Origin of the sequence: Ochrobactrum sp. AP1BH01-1, assembly GCF_018066705.1 — a bacterium.
Classification (GTDB): Bacteria; Pseudomonadota; Alphaproteobacteria; order Rhizobiales; family Rhizobiaceae; genus Brucella.
Genome location: NZ_JAGPOU010000001.1, coordinates 775,853 through 791,419, shown reverse-complemented (window position 1 = coordinate 791,419; position 15,567 = coordinate 775,853). Strand labels below are relative to the sequence as shown.

The window sequence follows — 15,567 nt, the reverse complement described above, 5'->3', positions numbered from 1 at the left end:
ACGCTCCCGCCTTGCAGGGGACTGGACTACTGCCCGGTTCCCATTGAAGACGGCGAAATGAATGGTCGGTCCCACGAACCGCCGACGAAGAAATTGAGCGGCGGCTTGGCGGACGGGGCTTCGGCAGGCGGCTGGCCGTTCTGGCCATCGGTGCCGCCTTCCTGCTGCTGTTGCGGTTGCGGCTGGCTGTTCGGGAAGACGACTTCGCCGCTCAACGCCAGACTGCGATCAATGAAAGGCACGATGCCTGCCAGTGTCAGCGTCCCGTCGGACGTGTCTATGCGCGCATTTTCAAGTGTCGCCACGCCGTCGGAAAGATTGGCTTTCACATCGAGACGATTGAAGGCGAGGGCGACATTCTCCTTGCGTTCAAGCGCGAAAAAACGCTGGCTTTGCGCCTTGGAGAGAAAATCCTGCACGGCGAAGCCCTGCATCTGTCCATTGTTGAGCTGGATGGATACGTTGCCCTGCGCATTGGTCAGAAGACCGGACCAGCGATTGGCGGGGCCTTTCACGAACAGGGAAACATTGCCCTTGCCGCTCACGAAGGGCTTCTCGAAACCCAGTGCAGTGAAGAACTGCGTGCTGTCTATATCCGAAGCGTTGAAGCGCAACTCGCCGCTCGCACTTTTCAGGTCGCGTACGATCTGCACATTGGCCTGCATGATGCCGTTGAAGGCCTTTGCATCGCCAATATCGAATATGGCGCGGCCACCACGTATTTGCACGGCGGCGGCGACGCCCGTCATGTTGACAGGGCCTGCCGTGGCGCTCTGCGCGGAAAGACGAAGATCGACTTCCGCGCGATCAATGAAGCTCGTGTCGACCAGTTCCCGGTCGGGATTGTCGCGCTCGCTTGGCGAGCGCGCCCCGCTGTCGGGAAGCGGGATGAAGGCGGAAAACAGGCGGCGAAGGTCGAGTTTGTCAAAAGCCAGCGTCCCCGTCACCGCTGGTTGAGCCTGCTCCAGACCGATTTCGATCACGCCCTTGGCCGGGCTGTCGTTGGAAGTCATCTCCACGTCAGCAAATTTGAGCCGTTTCGGTGTCGCGGTGATGGTGGATTCCAGCGAAAATGCGCCGATCTCGGCACTGCCCGCGACGGGCGGAAGGCTGAGCCAGCGCACTGCGCCGCTGAGCGACGGCGTTTTTGCCGTCAGCGCGCCTTCGAAAAAGCGATCCTTGGAAATATTCGCCTTGCCCTGAAAGGTCAGGCTCAACGGATTAGCGGTCAAGCTTGCAGTTACGTCGGACGTGCCGCCTGCCAGAAGCGGCAGCGCTTGCGCAGCGGTCAGGCTGAACTGCGAATTCTCGTCACGCCATTTGGCGCTGCCCTTAAGCGTCGCCGCGCTGGATGTGCGCGGCCATTCCAACGTGGCGTTGACGTTGGTTATCTGCTCGTCATTGGTGATTTCCGGTTCGCTGCCCGGCCTGTTGAATGCAACCGTCCCGTCGCGAACCACGACGCGTCCAAAGGGCTGCGAGGCCTGTTGCGCGGCCAGTGCATTGTCGTTGGAACCGCTTTGCTGCAAAGCACGCTGTGCCCGGATCGCGGTGCCGAGCCGTCCGTTGGAATTGGCGATGGCATCGAGGAGTTGCGAGAAATTCGAAACCGGCCCGTCGAGGTTTACATGCGGCCGGACGATCTGCGTTTCCGAAAACGAGATATGTCCCATGATGGCATCAAGCGGCGAAAGCTCCACATCGATGCGGTCTGCGCTCATGAGCGGTTTCTGGCCCTGATCGGTGAGCTTGCTGAGCGTCACGCCGTTCAGGGATGCGCGCAGGACAGGGAATACTTTCAGGCGGGGAGCCTGCCTGAGTTCGACGCTATAGCCGGTCCAGGCGCTGATTTCCTGTGCAACGCGGATGCGGATGGCATCGGTGGAGACGATGAAGGGCACCACAGCCAGCAAGGTTGCTGCAGCCGCGGCGCAGAGAATGACGAGCGCAATTATGAGGCGCGTAAATCGGGGCCAGCGCATCAACCATCCAATCAGTGAAACAAGGCTATGGTGTAAACTAGAGTATTTTTCAGTCAAATGGAAAGATGGGATGCTGCATAAATGCGGCCAAAACAAAGGGATAGAACGCACTTCTGTTCATTTTTCCCGAGCGAAGCGGACGGGAAACGCCGAATGGTTAATCAATTGCTGAGCGGAAATTAACCCTGATTTTACAGAGACTACCAAGACGTAAACCCGAAACGAAGAATTTAAGGCATCATTAACCGGCTTCACGCGATAAGGGATGCAACACTGAGTGATGATCGAGCTGCCGTTTCCGGTGCTCCGTTGCGAATTGCTTTTGTGTCCTTTGTCTCTGAGATTGTGATGGCGCCGGTTTGTCCCGGCGCTTTTTTTTGCCCGCGCAAGGGCATCGGAATCCCGGAGAAGGTTCAGTCAGCCAGTACGCGGGTTGGCGGAAAGGCGATCTCGACCACCGTTCCATGTCCCGGAGTGGAATCGATGGCAAATTGCGCACGATTGGCTTCCACCATGGCTTTTGTCAGCGGCAGGCCCAGCCCGGTGCCTTCGCTGCGCCAGTCCTTGGCGCTTTCGGCCTTGCGGCGCTCAAGCGCGTTGACCTGCCGGAATGGCTTCAGTGCCTGTTCGACCTCGGATTTGGTCATGCCGATACCGGTATCGCGCACCCGCATCACGACATCGCCGCTCAATTCGTAGCTTGTCGAGACAATCACCTGCCCCCCCGGCGCGGTGAAGCGCACCGCGTTGGACAGAAGGTTCAGAGCGACCTGCTTGATCGACCGCGCATCGGCAACAATGTCGGGGAGGTTGGACTGGAAGCTGGAGCGGATGATGACGCGCTCGCGGTTGGCCTGCGGCTGCATCAGCGCGATGGCTTCAGCAATGGCATCGTTGAGCGAGACCGCCTCAAACTGCATGTCGAGGGCGCCGGCTTCGATCTTGGAGATATCAAGCAGGTCGTTGACCAACGCCAGCACGTGATTGCCGGAACGATTGATGTCGCGCAGATAGTCCCGATAACGGTCGTTGCCGATGGGGCCGAATTTCTCATCGGCCATCAGCTCGGAAAAGCCGATGATGGCGTTGAGCGGCGTACGGATTTCGTGGCTGATACGCGCCAGAAACTCGGTCTTCTGGCTTGAGGCGCGTTCGGCCTCCTTGCGCGCATTGGTCAGTTCTTCCTCGGTGCGCTTCCACTGCGTGATGTCGCGCAGCACGGCGCAGAAACCGCGCGTGTGCGGCAGTTTGCCGATGGTCATGAACAGCGGAATGAACCCGCCCTTGGCTTCGCGGCCAATGACTTCGCGCCCGTCATTGAGGACACTCAGAACCCCGTTGCCGGAAAGACCGTGCAGATAGTCCATCGCAGCGCGCTGGCTTTCAATGGCGAACAGCATCGAGAAGAACTTGCCTTCCGTCTCGTCGCGTTCATAGCCGAACAGGGCCGAGGCCGAATGGTTCATGGAACGGATGCGGCCTTCCGGGTCGATGAGGACAACGCCGTCCGTTGCCGTGTCGAGAATGGTCTTCAGTTCCTCGACGTGATCGGCAAGCGCCTGCTTCTCGTCGTCCGTATCCATCGCGACCGGCGCTTCTGCCGCGACGGTTTCAACCTTCGCCGGTGCTGCCGCGACGGGCATCAGGCTCAGCATGAGTGCGCGGCCCTCACGCCAGGAAATGGCGTTCAGGTGCGCATCGACCGGCTCTTCGCTGCCGTCCGCGCGGCGCAGCACCATGCCCTGCCGCGTCTCACCGTCGTCGCTTTCGCTGTTGAACAGCACGTCAACGCCACCCGCGCCGCGAATATCATCGAGCGATTCATAACCGGTCAGATCGAGCAGGGCCTGATTGACGTAATGAATAGTGTCGCCCGAATGGATGATGACCGGTACAGGCAGATTGGCCAGGAGGGCGGTTTCATCGCCAAGGGCGGGGCTGGAGGTAATAGGTGCCGCTTCTTCAACGGCGACCGGTTGCGGGCTGTCTGCGACAACCTCTTCCGATATTGCGCTCGCTTCGCTTGTCGTGCGTGAACTGGCGAGACCCTGCTTGCGCAGGCGGTCGGCGATTTCGCGAAAGGCGTTGCGTTCGGTTTTGGTCAGCCCGCCTTCGGGACGCTCTTCGCGCTCCCGTTCCTTCAGAATGCGCGCCTGATCCGCCGCCACTTTTTCCTGTGCGCAGGCGTTTAGCAGACTGATGACCTTGTCGGATTCGCGACGGCCAGGCGTCGGCGCAATATCGAGCGGCGGCTTGGGCAGCGTGGCGACAGGCCGGTCGTCGTTGGCAACTTCCTCGCTGAGCGCCAGCACATCGTCGTCTTCGACAGGCGCCGCCGTTTCAACGGTCTCGCTGACGGGCTTGCGCATCTGCGGAATGCCGCCCGCAAGCACCAGACCGATTTGTTCAGGGTCTTTTTCGGCATCTGCCGGGCGTACCACCCCAAAGCCGCGAAAGCCGGTAAACTCCCGGTCACGGGAATAGACGGGCAGGGCGGCAAGCTCCACCGGCACGCGAAGGTCCGTGCCTTCGACCGGCCACATCAACCGTTTTCCCGACCATGTATCGCGCTTGTCGAGGAGGGCCGCAATGCTGCCATCCGGATCGAAGCCAAAGACATTGGCGACGTCGGCAAAGCGGCGTCCGACGACATCGGCTGCATTCGGCCCGATCGTCGCGGCAAGATCGGGAGATACTTCGCTGAATGCGCCATCCGGTCCGACCTTCCAGATGAAGCGCGCGGGCGGCGCATCCTGATCGAACACAAAATCGCGGGGCTTCGGCTGATCGGCGGAAGCTTCTTCGAGCGTCCCGGTCGTTGCGTTCTCCGCAGGCTCGGGGAGCATCTCTTCCAGTATTTCCTCAGCCTCGCCCGGCAGAGCTGCGGGTGCTGCCTGTGCGGTCACGGGCGCATCGCCGACGATACAGAGAAGATGCATGGGAGGCGTGTCGGTCAACCGCGCGATCGCCCCCGGCACGGAGTGTTTCCCGGCGCGAATGCGGCGCTTGACGATACGGTCCGTCGCATCTGCGGCCTCGACAACGAGGTCTTCCAATGTCGCGGAAGAAATTTCAAGCGCGTTAAAATGCGGGCTTGCAGCAACTACCCTGCTGTCTGCGTCGATCAATGCAATATGCGTGCTGTCATCGCTGAGGCCGGAAATAATTGCTTCCGCTTCGGCGTTCTTGCCATCGGCAGTCAGCAGCAGCCCCGACACGCCGTCGGGTAGCGTGATATGCGAAACGCTGAAACGGGTAAGGTCGGATCGCAGTCCGCCGCCGAGGCGAATGGAAATGGTTCGGGTTTCACCGTCCGCATTGCTGGTCGATGAGGCAATCTGCCGACGGGTCGCGACAGGTAGATCGAGGCTGCGGCCGATCAGATCTTCCACGCGATCGAAGCCGAAAAGCTTCGCACCGGGGCCATTGACCCAAAGCACTGCCGACAGGTCGTGCGTCAGCACGAGCTGCGCATCGCCCTTTGCAAAGCCCTCGCGGATAGAATCCAGCGCGGCAATATCGATGAAGGGGTATGATCCTGACATACCAGTCCTTACCTGTTCTTTCGACCGCCCGCAGTGCTTGTTAACGCCCTGTTAATAAGCCTCTTGTGGGCGCGGGTCCACATTGCCATTGGGTATGGTCCGCATTTTCTGTTTCATTAGTTAATACGGGAAAGGCAATTTTACAGGCCCGGGCCAATATCCCGGTTGTGCACAGCCGGTCACCTATAATGGTTACCAGCCCGTGACCTTTATCAGCAGGATTTGATATAGAATCCCGCAATTGGGAATTTCTCAAAAAATAGAGTTATAATCACTTGCAATATGGATCGATTCTCCGTATGTGACCCCCTGTCGGCGACGCCAGAGCGTCACGCAGTCGGCACAAAGGTACGCGGTCGTAGCTCAGTTGGTTAGAGCGCAGGATTGTGGCTCCTGAGGTCGTTGGTTCAACTCCAACCGACCGTACCAATTTCACTTTCAGGCCATTACTATAAGATATTGAATTTACAGCGAGAAATGACAATCGCGCTGTAGGGCTATTGTTGCTTGCGGAAAATTTGGCTACATATGCGGACACAAACGGGAGCACTTATGGGTGCACAAATCTCCGGATTGCCTATGTGGAGCTGCTTATGGGGCGCAGAATTGACGATAGCAGTGCAGACCGCCATCTGACCAAAATCAGGGGCATTTACTATTACCGCCGTCGCGTTCCCGGAAACATAGGGACGCTCGATTCACGCTCTCCCATCATCAAACAGTCTCTGCAAACGACCGATCTGGTTGTTGCGCGCTCCAAACGAGATCTGCTGGAAAAGGCGGATGGTGAGCTGTGGGCCTCGCTCATCATGGGCGGCGACAAGGATGAAGCCAGAGCGAAATATGACGCTGCTGTTAAGCGCGTCGAGGCGCTCGGTTTCACCTTTCACACAGCAAAGGAAATCGCTTCCGAGCCGCTGGATAAGATCCTCAAGCGCATTGAAACCATCCTTGCGCCAAGTGCACCGGTTATGCAGGCTGCTGCTATTCTGGGAACCGTCGATGCGCCAAAGGTCACAATCAATCAGGCGTTCAAAATCTATCGCACTCAGATTGCAGCCGACCAGCTACGCGACAAGAGCGAGGCGCAGCGCCGCAAATGGGTGCAGCAGAAGCAGTCGGCGGTGAATTATTTTGTCGAGTTGAATGAAGATAAGCACATTGATGAGATAACTCGTGCTGATGCGTTGAAGGTCTATAATTTCTGGTTGAAGCGGATCGCCCCTGATAAGGGTGAAGCCACGCACACAGCGACGGCTGGCAACCGGATCCTGTCGGATCTGAAAATTATCTACGGTCGCTACTTCACGCACATAGGTGACAAAAACCGCGAAAACCCTTTCGCGGATCTCGGTTTTATCGAGAAGAAGAGATCCCGACCGCCGTTTAGTGCCACATGGATCAAAGATAGCATTCTCAAAAAGGGTGCCTTGGCTGGCCTGAATGATGAAGCGAGAGGCGTTGTTCTCGCTATGATAGAGACAGGCGCGCGCCCCAGCGAGATCTGCAACCTTCTTCCTGAGCATATCCACGCGAACGATAAGCTGCCTTACATAGAGGTAACAGCTATCGAAGATGGCGAGGGTAAGCGGGAAATCAAAACAGAATCATCCAAGCGAATTATTCCGCTCGTTGGTATCGCTGTTGAAGTGTTTAAAAAGCACGGTGGGGGATTTCCCCGTTACCGGCATAAAGAAACCCATATGTCGAACACACTGAACAAGTTCTTCAAAAACAACGGGCTGTTTCCAACCGACAAGCACAAGATCTATTCGTTTCGTCATGCGTTCGAAGATCGGATGAAAGAAGCTGGTCTGGATGCAGAACTGCGCCGGTCGTTGATGGGGCACACCATCGACCGGCCTAATTATGGGGAGGGCGGTTCTCTGGAGTGGCGACATACTGAGCTGCTGAAGATTGCCCTGCCGTTTGATGCTTCGATCATTTAAGTGTGTCATTTTCACACTCGATATAAAAAATGACACTTTTAATGACTATATGACTTGGCAGGTGTCGGGCAAAGCAATTACTCTTCATCTGTGATTGCGCTTTGACGTATGGCGTTGTATGGCACCGCCAATCGTAAAAAGGCGGATTCTCTTGTTCACAGTAAGAGAGTGTTAACTGCTTTGTGCGTTCACTAAAATCAGACGGGAGATAGAATATGGCTGTGCGTAAATCAGTTATTACACCGGCTCCTCAGAGACCGGAACTGGATAGACTCTTAGAGCATGCGCGTCAGCACGGTGTTACAGACGAACAGCTGATGGAGCAACGAGCTAGCTTTGCTTATGGCAATGCGCCAGTCGGATCCAGAATTACTAAAGAGTCGGCGCGGATTGCGTCTAAGAGTGTACGTCTCGTACACGCTTAAATAAGGCGCTTTATTGAAGCCTGCCCTCACGGGCAGGCTTTGGCATGTTCGGAGGGGCCATGTTAGTTACTGAAAACCAAAATCCCGACCTGTACGAAGCGTTGCTTGAGAAGAATCTGCTTCGCCAATATGATCTCCTAACAAATTTCATTGAAATAGGCATTGCGCAGGGTCCGCAGGCTTTCGATAAGTATATGCTTTGGGCGCTTAATCATGCTGCAGTGGCCGGTATTTCTCAGTTCGGCGGCAGATTCAGAGAAGAGCCAATATACGTTGGCAACCATATTCCTCCGCATTTTGACAATGTTCCTGAACTGATGGATAGGTTTGTTTCATTTATTCATGAGAACTGGCACAATCTTACACCTACACAGCTTGCTGGTTACGGATTGTGGCGCCTCAATTGGATTCATCCATTCATTGAAGGCAACGGACGTACTGCGCGAGCTGTTTGTTATTATCTTCTATGTGCGAGATCTGGGGTATTATTGCCGGGCAAAAAAATAGTGCCGGAACGTATTCGAGAGAATCGACAGCCATATTACGAGGCCCTACGCGAAACGGACCGCGTCTGGCATGCAGGCAACCTCGATCTCAATCCTATGGAAGCATATCTCGCTGATCTACTCCAAGCCCAGTTGAGCGAGCCGGATAATGGCAACGGCGCCACGCTAATTGGATAACATCGCTGCTTGTTTCGATCGTTTAGCGCGAGCGAAGATCTCCGCCATTTTGCTTTCCGTGGATGAAAGCGCCTCCAGCTCCCGCTCAAGGCGTTCATATATAGGGAGGCATTTCACGCCATCTGGCCCGAGCCGCACCATCCACCGAGCAAGCGCGTCCATGGCCCGTTCAATGCGCTCTCGCGTGATGGGTAACGATTGACCAGAAAACTCATCAGCCATAATCGGCCCCGTTTGGGTTGGGCGCTACCACAGCTGCTGCCATAGCGCGCCACAATCGACTAACGAGATCGTCATGTGTCTCGCTTTCCTCCCAAACAAGATCGAGCGCGGCTTTGACCATTTCTGGTGTTGCTTCGAAAGGAAGTGTCGTCGCGGGTGCGGGAATCGAAAGGCGAGTCGCCAGTCCGTTCTTCTCGCTCGTGGCGTTGAACTTGGCGGCAATTGCAACGTCCAGATCAATGCCGGCATCCATCGCGACAAGGTCTGTGCAGATGACAATATCTGCCAGTTCCTCGGCAAGATGCTCTTTCGTGTCGCGGGATCCTACAAGCCCGATGCGCTCACGTTCCAGCTTCTTGATGACGTTGCAGGCCTCACCGACTTCACCGGCAAGCTCAGTAGCGCGAAATGTCATCGACACACGTTCGCTGCCGGTATTCCATTCCTGATCGCGGGCGACGTTGGCGGCGCGCAATTCGGCCATGCTCATGCTGCTTCTCCAAATTGATGATTTCGCCATTGTCGCCGTGAGCTTCCAGAATGTGCGGAACGCGGCGCACCTCGGCCTCGGCTTCGGCACGGGTGTATTTTCCAGCACCCGATTTCGAGCTGGAGTAGCCGCTGTAGTTTGTGCGGTAATACGCGCCGTTCTTCCGCGACCAGATCAGGTAGATGGGCTGCCCATCGAACAGCATGTGATCAAGTGTCTCTGCCCGCCGATAGTTGCGATTGACGATGGCCTTTCGCAATTCAGCTTCCAAGCGTTCGCGTCGGGTGCGGCGCTGAACTTTAGAGCGCAGGTCAGCAGGTTGGCTGGCATAGAGATCGATAGAGGATTTGTTGCGCAGAGATCCGCCTGCGGTCACCCACCACATACTGTTGATGTTGAAATACGCTGCTCCGCGCAAATAGCGCCCGCAATCACCTCGAAACCAGACAGTCTGGCCTTGGTCGAGCAAGTGACCATCGGCGGATTTGCGGTTGTAGTCGCCGCTCCACGTAGGGCGTCCGAGTTCTTTGACTGTATGCCAGCTTTCCGCGTAGTCCTTCTGGATTCTCTCCATGGGGGAAAGACCAGTCTTGTCCCGGTAGGAAACCGAAACTGGGGCCAGATTTTCAAGCCAAGCTAGCAGGCGACGAAATTCCAGTCGCGTGCGCTGACGGTCGAGATACGGCATACGCTCCAACTTATCGAACTCGTAACGCGGGCCGTTTCTGTTCGTGCCGGGTGTCGCGGCCTCAGACCAAAATTCGAGTTCAATGCAGCGTCCGCAGATCTTGATTTCAGCGCGCAACTGACCTTTCGCGGCAATCCGATAGCTTTTGGAAATGCGCCGATGATGCTTGCAGACCTGCGGATCTGCCGTTACTCGCCATCCTCGTTTCTGAAAGCTTTTCAGGATCGGCTGAAAAACTTCCTCATTAAATGTCGGGTCCTGGGCGTTATCCTGCCAGATGCCAAAATGACTATCGTAGATGTTGATGTTGATCGGAGCGCGAGTCATTGCCGCTCTCCCGGCGCATCGTGTACGCGCTTTGTTGCCCAATCTGGTATTTTGGCGAGGGCAGACGGGCCGCGCATTGGCATGCAAACGCCAAAGAAGTCCGGCGTCTCGTCGATTTCCAGCAAGAGGCCGTCGCAGCGATTTTCATCATCGCCAAGTATCGTGACGTGAAAAAGTGTTCCTTTCTGCCTCTGCTCGGTGGTGCGACCGTGAATCCTTTCATACAGGCTCAACACAGAGGGGTTGATGCTGATCAACTCAACTTTTATGGGGCGCTGCTGTTCGAGCCGTGAAAGTGGCTTGCGCCAGTTCAGCCCGATTTCGCTTTCGACAAAGTAGTCGTGATCGAGGTCTCGAATCCCCTCCGGCATGGCCGTGCGTTGAAACAGTACCGGCTGAAATTCGTGATCCTGATCGGCCCAGTCAGGGTGCCGCATTTTGGTCATGACGAACATGCCGGAATCGTGAACCCATACTTCATCCGGTTGCGCCCAGGACGGCAGAGGAACATCGTATGAATTGTTACAGTACTTGAGATTTATGCCGCGATTGGGTTCGCAAGCCGGAAAGGCATCGCACGGAATGTTGATTGCTGCTGATGTTGAGCAGCTACCTTCTGGATCGCGGAATAACGCCATCCCGTGGCTATTGACGGCGATAATCATGCACCCGCCTACGGCGCAAGGTTCTACAATGAGCTTGCTCTTTCGGGTGTCCTCAAGTGTCCGGCCATAATGGACAAATGGCTCCAGCATCCAAAGGATGTCGGCTCGAAACCTTGCGATAAATGGCTTGTCTTTAAGCTGGGTCGTGCTGGTCATGGTGGCTAAATTCCCTCTCGCGGGCGATTTTGAACTGATGAATCAATCGGTTTGCCGCCAATCGCGGCATTGCCTCGCGCCTCTCCGGTACGGTTACTGTGGTGATGAGCGATGCGACCGCTGCCAGTAGGCCTTCCGTCAGGCCGTCCAAGGCGTCCTCGGCGGACACACCGGATGTGCGGATCTCGCGCCACTGGTTGAAGATCGTATCGAGAACGGCATCGCGGGTTTCGTCCGCTATGGCCTGCCGTTCTCCCTGATCTGACCAACGGGCCATAAAATTCGGTCGATCAGCCGAAAATTCGCGATGCCAGAATGGCTGCGCAGGCGACGCACGCAATCAGAGTAGACAGAACGATCATGTATTTCAGGTCGCTGTCATTGGTCTGGTATGCCGTGGGCAAGTGAAAGCCGCCTGTCTCGGTTTTAAACTCGTGATTATCCTGCATGGTTACGCATCCTTACCGGTGAGAATAGGCATCGGGTTCTCGCTCGGCTCGAAAAATCGGCACGACAACGCGCGATGCGGGATGGCTCGCTTTGCTTTGTTGAGGATGGGTTTGAGGCAGTAAGCGTCTTTCGGCTCGCCCGGAAATAACTTGTGCTTTTTGCCATTCCGCTTGGGGGGGGCAAACTTTTCGACATAGTTGCCGTGTTCATCTTTGATGAACTTTGTCTTTCCCCAGTGCTTGCACTGGCGGCAGGTCGTCCCTTCCGGTCCCGTTCCGGCGATATGCGCCTGTCCGAGATAAGTGTTTCGGATCGGGCAATCGAAATCCGCTGCCGTCATGTGCGGGCTGATATTGAAGTGCTCTGCCATGTCACAATCCTTTCCGTGTGGCGTTGGTCCTTACGGAAGCTGTTTCGAGCGCGACCAAGACCACTGTGCAGCCTCGCTGAGTTGCGCCCATGATGGTCGCGGGTCGCCGTTCTGATATTGGGGGCAGGCTGCGAGCGATGCTTCATAGGCCATCTGGCCGATCAGCGTAGGGTCGTTCCGGATAGCGGAATCTTTCGGGTAATCGTTCATGATGACGCCTCGTCGTTACCTGAACACGTCTCCACCACTACCCATCCAGGCGGCAGGATCGCCTCTTGCCAAAACGATCCATCTGACTGCAAATGAAACCGGACTTGGATTTCTGCAAAGGCGGGCTGTTGTTTATGGATGCCAAAGAACTGCGCGATCATGCGCAATGGGCTATAGCGCTTGTCGTGGCTGGGGTTGCGATGGGCGTTCCATCCATTGTCGCAAGCGATAAGAACGCCTTTTTGATTGCCCTTGGCATGATCCTGTATGGCGTAGGACAAATGCGGAATCGTCAGATACAGCAGTCGATCTACTCCGATGACTTTGGAAGGCCAGTCGGCACCATCACGGGCAACCCGCACAGGTTCACGATTGTCGGAACGACACTTAGCCTTGTCGGCATCGGCCTGTTTTGCTTCGGGCTTTACCGTCTCGTTTTTAGCTGAGCTGTTTTTTACCATGCCACCCTCCACGATCTGGAAGGACCGGCGCTACTTAGATGTAGCGTTCGATCCTGCGGATTGAGCGGCGGCGGGCGAGGGCGGTGGCGCGGGCGCCATAGCGCTCTACAACCTCACGGGTAAACCCGTGGCTTTCCAGCGTTTCAGGTGTGACGTTCTGGCCGGAAAAAGCCATTTCCCGCATCGCATCGGCAAGTTTGCCGATGATGTTCTGGGTGCAGCTAGGAGCTGCAGTGGTAATTGGTGCTGATTGATACTGGATCATGGTTTCCATCCTTTCGACGTCTGAGCTGGTTCAGATCGGATGGCAAAAATAAAGCACCGCTTTTAACAAAATGCAAGCAATACTTTAAAATTATAAAAGTGAGAATCGATTCGACAAGGCGGAAAAAAGAATCAATAGTGAGAACAAAATTAGAACAGGGTGGTTTGTGGAATGTCTTGTGTGCAGGAGCCAACCGTAGGATCTACGTCGGTAATTGAGATCGAGTGTGCAGATTGCGGGCGTATCAGATGGCGTAAGCCTCACGATTTGTATCGTGTTGGCATAGGTCCCAAAACGACGATTCGTCAGTTGGGACTAAAGTTATTTTGTGCTGGTTGCCGGGATGAAGGGTTGCCAGGGCGCAACATTAGCCTGAACCCAACGTACGTCAGTTCAACTGCTCGAATTTATGCAGAAGCTTATGCAATCAATAGCCGAGAAGCTCGCGCGTAGGTATCACGCGCCACATATTCTTGATGGCGTATGGATCGAAGATAAGTTCTTTTGCAGGGTTGTACTGCTTGCAGACAATTTCGGTTTTCGAGCGTTTCACTAGTCTTTTGATGTATGCTTTGCCGACGGTTTCGCCTTGCTCTGGAAACATTTCGATGACTACATCGTCTCCAGAAACGGCGTCACGTCCGCCGCAATATAGCAGTTCTCCGGGTTCATACCGGGGAACCATGCTGTCGCTAAGAACATGAAGTGCAAATACTTTTCTAAGGTGCGCGATCCCTGCTGGGCGACGTGCGTATCCAGAGACTTCTCCATTAAGAGTGAAGTCACCGTCGTCGCCGCCGACTGCAACGCCAAGGATCTCTACATCAAGTGGGCCGGTGTCAATGTGGCCAGCATCCGAGATTATTTCAGCATCCGAGACCGGCTGCGTCTCGGATAAGAATTTCACATCGCCTTTGCTAAGTGCGATGGGGTCAATCTCAAGATAGCTCGCCACGGCCTGCAAGTTTTCCATCGACATGACATTTGCGCCGCGTTCCCAGTTGCCCACGGCACCTGTGCTCACGCCCGCAGCCTGTGCGATGTCGCGCATGACAAGGCCGCGCTGCTTTCTAGCAGTCCGCAAAGCCGTTCCGATTTTCAGAGCGAGTTGTGTCTCATCCATATTGGGATGTGACTCAATGTGGATAATTTCGTCCATTTAAGAATTCCTTGCATTGCAATGAAAGCTATGCTTTAAAAATCAGCATGGCTGACAAAAACGAAATGCATCAGGCCCTAGAGGCCGCTAAAGAACGGGCAGAAGGTGCCAGCTCATTGGCACGTGCGCTTCGCATTACACCTCAAGCGGTAAACCAGTGGTTTGTCGTGCCGCCGGAGCGCGTATTGGAAGTAGAGCGCCTGACGGGTATCTCCCGTCACCTTTTACGCCCTGATGTTTTTGGTCCGCCTCTCGTATCGCCCGCATGTTCCTCTGCGGGCGATGCTGGAGCGTCCCTGCCGCCCTCGGACGCTCCAGCTTCTTTGTCGCAGGATAGAGCAGCGGTAGCTCAGTTGGTTCATACCCAACAGGTCGCGGGTTCGAATCCCGCTCCTGCAACCAGTTTCCAATCGCCCGACTTCTCCGGCTCGGGCGGTGAGGGGGGTGCAGCATTTCATACTTCTGCTGTGCTCCCCGATGTTTCGAAATCGCCTGATATCCTCCCATCGGGCGTAAATGTCGGGGCGCGCCGTAAGGACGACGCCGGACGCGCCCCGGCATCCTCTGTTCTGGGGAGTGCGGTGTAATGACTTCATCGGTCGTTTCCTCAGCCTGTGGGCCACCTGGTTAATCTGATTTCTCAGTCGTACCGGCTGGGCTGACCAACTTCATCGAATCCTTTGACGAACTTTTTTCCTTGAAATTTTCAGGGGTGTTTCCGTGCGCACAATTTCCGAGCAAGAACAGCGTTCCCTCAAGTCTGCTACCGATGGCGCATACATGCTGTCGGGCGGCATTTCCTGCATCGTGCCCTTTACCCGTGTCGGCGTGTCGACGCTTTCCAAGTACGCATCGTTTGGCGAAGAACATGCCGACAGCTTCATGCCGATTGATGTCGCGGTCGAGGTCGACCGGCGTGCGAAAACACCGACGATCATAAAGGCCGCAGCCGGATTGCTCGGATATGAACTTGTCCCGGCAACATCCGGGGCTATGAAAGCCCCCGACAATGTGCCCCTCACGGAAATGGATGCACACCGCGTCATGTCCGAGACGATGGACGTTTCGAAATCCATCGTTACGGCGCTGGAAGATGGACGCATTGACGCGGGTGAAAAGCGGGAAATCACCAAGGAAGTACGCGAGGCGATCCGAGCGCTGGAGGACGTATTGCTGCGTCTGGAGGCAGGAAAATGACCGCTGTTTCCTCACTCGTAGAGCAATGGTTGGCTGCAAATGGCGGGCCTCGTCGCTTCGAATCCGGTGCCAGATCCAGTTTTGATGCCACGCAATATGAACTGCTTGGGTTTGGCGTCGAGGTTCGGCGCAAGGGCAATCGCTTTGCCATCAAGCGGTTTGATGGACGCTGGCAGGTCACCGGCTGGGAAAAGCTGGCCGAGCTGCGCGACGATTTTCGCAAGATGCATGGCAGGGAGCCGCTTCGGCGGATCGGTCCATGACCGCTCGTTTCCAGCCGCGCGAGGTCGCGCTGATCGTTTGTGCCGCGTTGGTTGCTGAGT

At 55.8% G+C, this 15,567-nt stretch carries 16 protein-coding genes, 2 tRNA genes and 1 pseudogene; 7 read left to right on the top strand and 12 right to left on the bottom strand.

Features of this window, described 5'->3' with window-relative positions:
* Window positions 1-26: 26 nt before the first annotated feature.
* Window positions 27-1,982 (bottom strand): AsmA family protein, encoded by a 1,956-nt coding sequence (locus J9800_RS03660; protein WP_114214703.1) that lies wholly within the window; start codon window positions 1,980-1,982, stop codon window positions 27-29.
* A 413-nt stretch (window positions 1,983-2,395) separates the two neighbouring features.
* The gene (pdhS, locus tag J9800_RS03655) at window positions 2,396-5,527 is read right to left on the bottom strand and encodes a cell-division control histidine kinase PdhS (protein WP_114214704.1); all 3,132 of its coding nucleotides are present in this window, start codon (window positions 5,525-5,527) and stop codon (window positions 2,396-2,398) included.
* Between the two features lie 352 nt (window positions 5,528-5,879).
* On the opposite strand from pdhS, the gene J9800_RS03650 reads away from it, so the two are divergent.
* From J9800_RS03650 to J9800_RS03640, 3 genes are all read left to right on the top strand, one after another.
* Window positions 5,880-5,956 (top strand) — tRNA-His (locus J9800_RS03650).
* A 164-nt stretch (window positions 5,957-6,120) separates the two neighbouring features.
* Window positions 6,121-7,476 carry a DUF6538 domain-containing protein gene (locus tag J9800_RS03645; protein WP_210845530.1) on the top strand — a complete coding sequence of 452 codons (1,356 nt, stop codon included), beginning with the start codon at window positions 6,121-6,123 and terminating at the stop codon, window positions 7,474-7,476.
* Between the two features lie 484 nt (window positions 7,477-7,960).
* Entirely contained in the window at window positions 7,961-8,584 is a 624-nt protein-coding gene (locus J9800_RS03640) for a Fic family protein (protein WP_210845527.1), read from the top strand.
* Between the two features lie 214 nt (window positions 8,585-8,798).
* Here the strand turns inward: J9800_RS03640 and J9800_RS03635 are convergent, their stop codons facing one another.
* The 10 genes from J9800_RS03635 to J9800_RS03590 all read right to left on the bottom strand — a co-directional run bounded on the left by J9800_RS03635 (window position 8,799) and on the right by J9800_RS03590 (window position 14,011).
* On the bottom strand, window positions 8,799-9,296 hold the full coding sequence (locus tag J9800_RS03635) for a MazG-like family protein (protein WP_210845525.1): 498 nt from the start codon (window positions 9,294-9,296) through the stop codon (window positions 8,799-8,801).
* Window positions 9,202-10,311, bottom strand: coding sequence for a hypothetical protein (locus tag J9800_RS03630; RefSeq protein WP_210845523.1), 1,110 nt, complete (start codon window positions 10,309-10,311; stop codon window positions 9,202-9,204). Before J9800_RS03630 ends, J9800_RS03635 begins: the two co-directional genes overlap by 95 nt.
* Window positions 10,308-11,132, bottom strand: coding sequence for a hypothetical protein (locus J9800_RS03625; protein ID WP_210845522.1), 825 nt, complete (start codon window positions 11,130-11,132; stop codon window positions 10,308-10,310). The genes J9800_RS03630 and J9800_RS03625 overlap by 4 nt, the downstream gene beginning before the upstream one ends.
* On the bottom strand, window positions 11,110-11,409 hold the full coding sequence (locus tag J9800_RS03620; RefSeq protein ID WP_210845520.1) for a hypothetical protein: 300 nt from the start codon (window positions 11,407-11,409) through the stop codon (window positions 11,110-11,112). The genes J9800_RS03625 and J9800_RS03620 overlap by 23 nt, the downstream gene beginning before the upstream one ends.
* A gap of 13 nt (window positions 11,410-11,422) precedes the next feature.
* Complete coding sequence (locus J9800_RS03615; protein WP_210845518.1) at window positions 11,423-11,581, bottom strand: hypothetical protein; 159 nt, start codon at window positions 11,579-11,581, stop codon at window positions 11,423-11,425.
* A 2-nt stretch (window positions 11,582-11,583) separates the two neighbouring features.
* Entirely contained in the window at window positions 11,584-11,952 is a 369-nt protein-coding gene (locus J9800_RS03610; protein ID WP_210845516.1) for a hypothetical protein, read from the bottom strand.
* A 30-nt stretch (window positions 11,953-11,982) separates the two neighbouring features.
* Window positions 11,983-12,162: a hypothetical protein gene (locus J9800_RS03605; protein WP_151607626.1), complete on the bottom strand. Its 180-nt coding sequence runs from the start codon at window positions 12,160-12,162 to the stop codon at window positions 11,983-11,985.
* Window positions 12,159-12,623: a hypothetical protein gene (locus tag J9800_RS03600; protein ID WP_210845514.1), complete on the bottom strand. Its 465-nt coding sequence runs from the start codon at window positions 12,621-12,623 to the stop codon at window positions 12,159-12,161. The genes J9800_RS03605 and J9800_RS03600 overlap by 4 nt, the downstream gene beginning before the upstream one ends.
* 34 nt (window positions 12,624-12,657) lie before the next feature.
* Complete coding sequence (locus J9800_RS03595; RefSeq protein WP_210845512.1) at window positions 12,658-12,888, bottom strand: hypothetical protein; 231 nt, start codon at window positions 12,886-12,888, stop codon at window positions 12,658-12,660.
* Window positions 12,889-13,315: 427 nt separating this feature from the next.
* Window positions 13,316-14,011, bottom strand: coding sequence for an XRE family transcriptional regulator (locus J9800_RS03590; RefSeq protein ID WP_162750373.1), 696 nt, complete (start codon window positions 14,009-14,011; stop codon window positions 13,316-13,318).
* An 83-nt stretch (window positions 14,012-14,094) separates the two neighbouring features.
* Here J9800_RS03590 and J9800_RS03585 point away from each other — a divergent pair.
* The 4 genes and pseudogenes from J9800_RS03585 to J9800_RS03570 all read left to right on the top strand — a co-directional run.
* Window positions 14,095-14,238 (top strand): annotated as a pseudogene (locus J9800_RS03585) (transcriptional regulator); the annotation flags it as partial.
* Window positions 14,239-14,374: 136 nt separating this feature from the next.
* A tRNA-Met gene (locus J9800_RS03580) sits at window positions 14,375-14,449 on the top strand.
* 318 nt (window positions 14,450-14,767) lie between these two features.
* Window positions 14,768-15,244, top strand: coding sequence for a phage regulatory CII family protein (locus tag J9800_RS03575; protein WP_210845511.1), 477 nt, complete (start codon window positions 14,768-14,770; stop codon window positions 15,242-15,244).
* Window positions 15,241-15,507, top strand: a complete 267-nt coding sequence (locus tag J9800_RS03570; RefSeq protein WP_210845509.1) for a hypothetical protein — start codon at window positions 15,241-15,243, stop codon at window positions 15,505-15,507. Before J9800_RS03575 ends, J9800_RS03570 begins: the two co-directional genes overlap by 4 nt.
* Window positions 15,508-15,567: the final 60 nt, after the last annotated feature.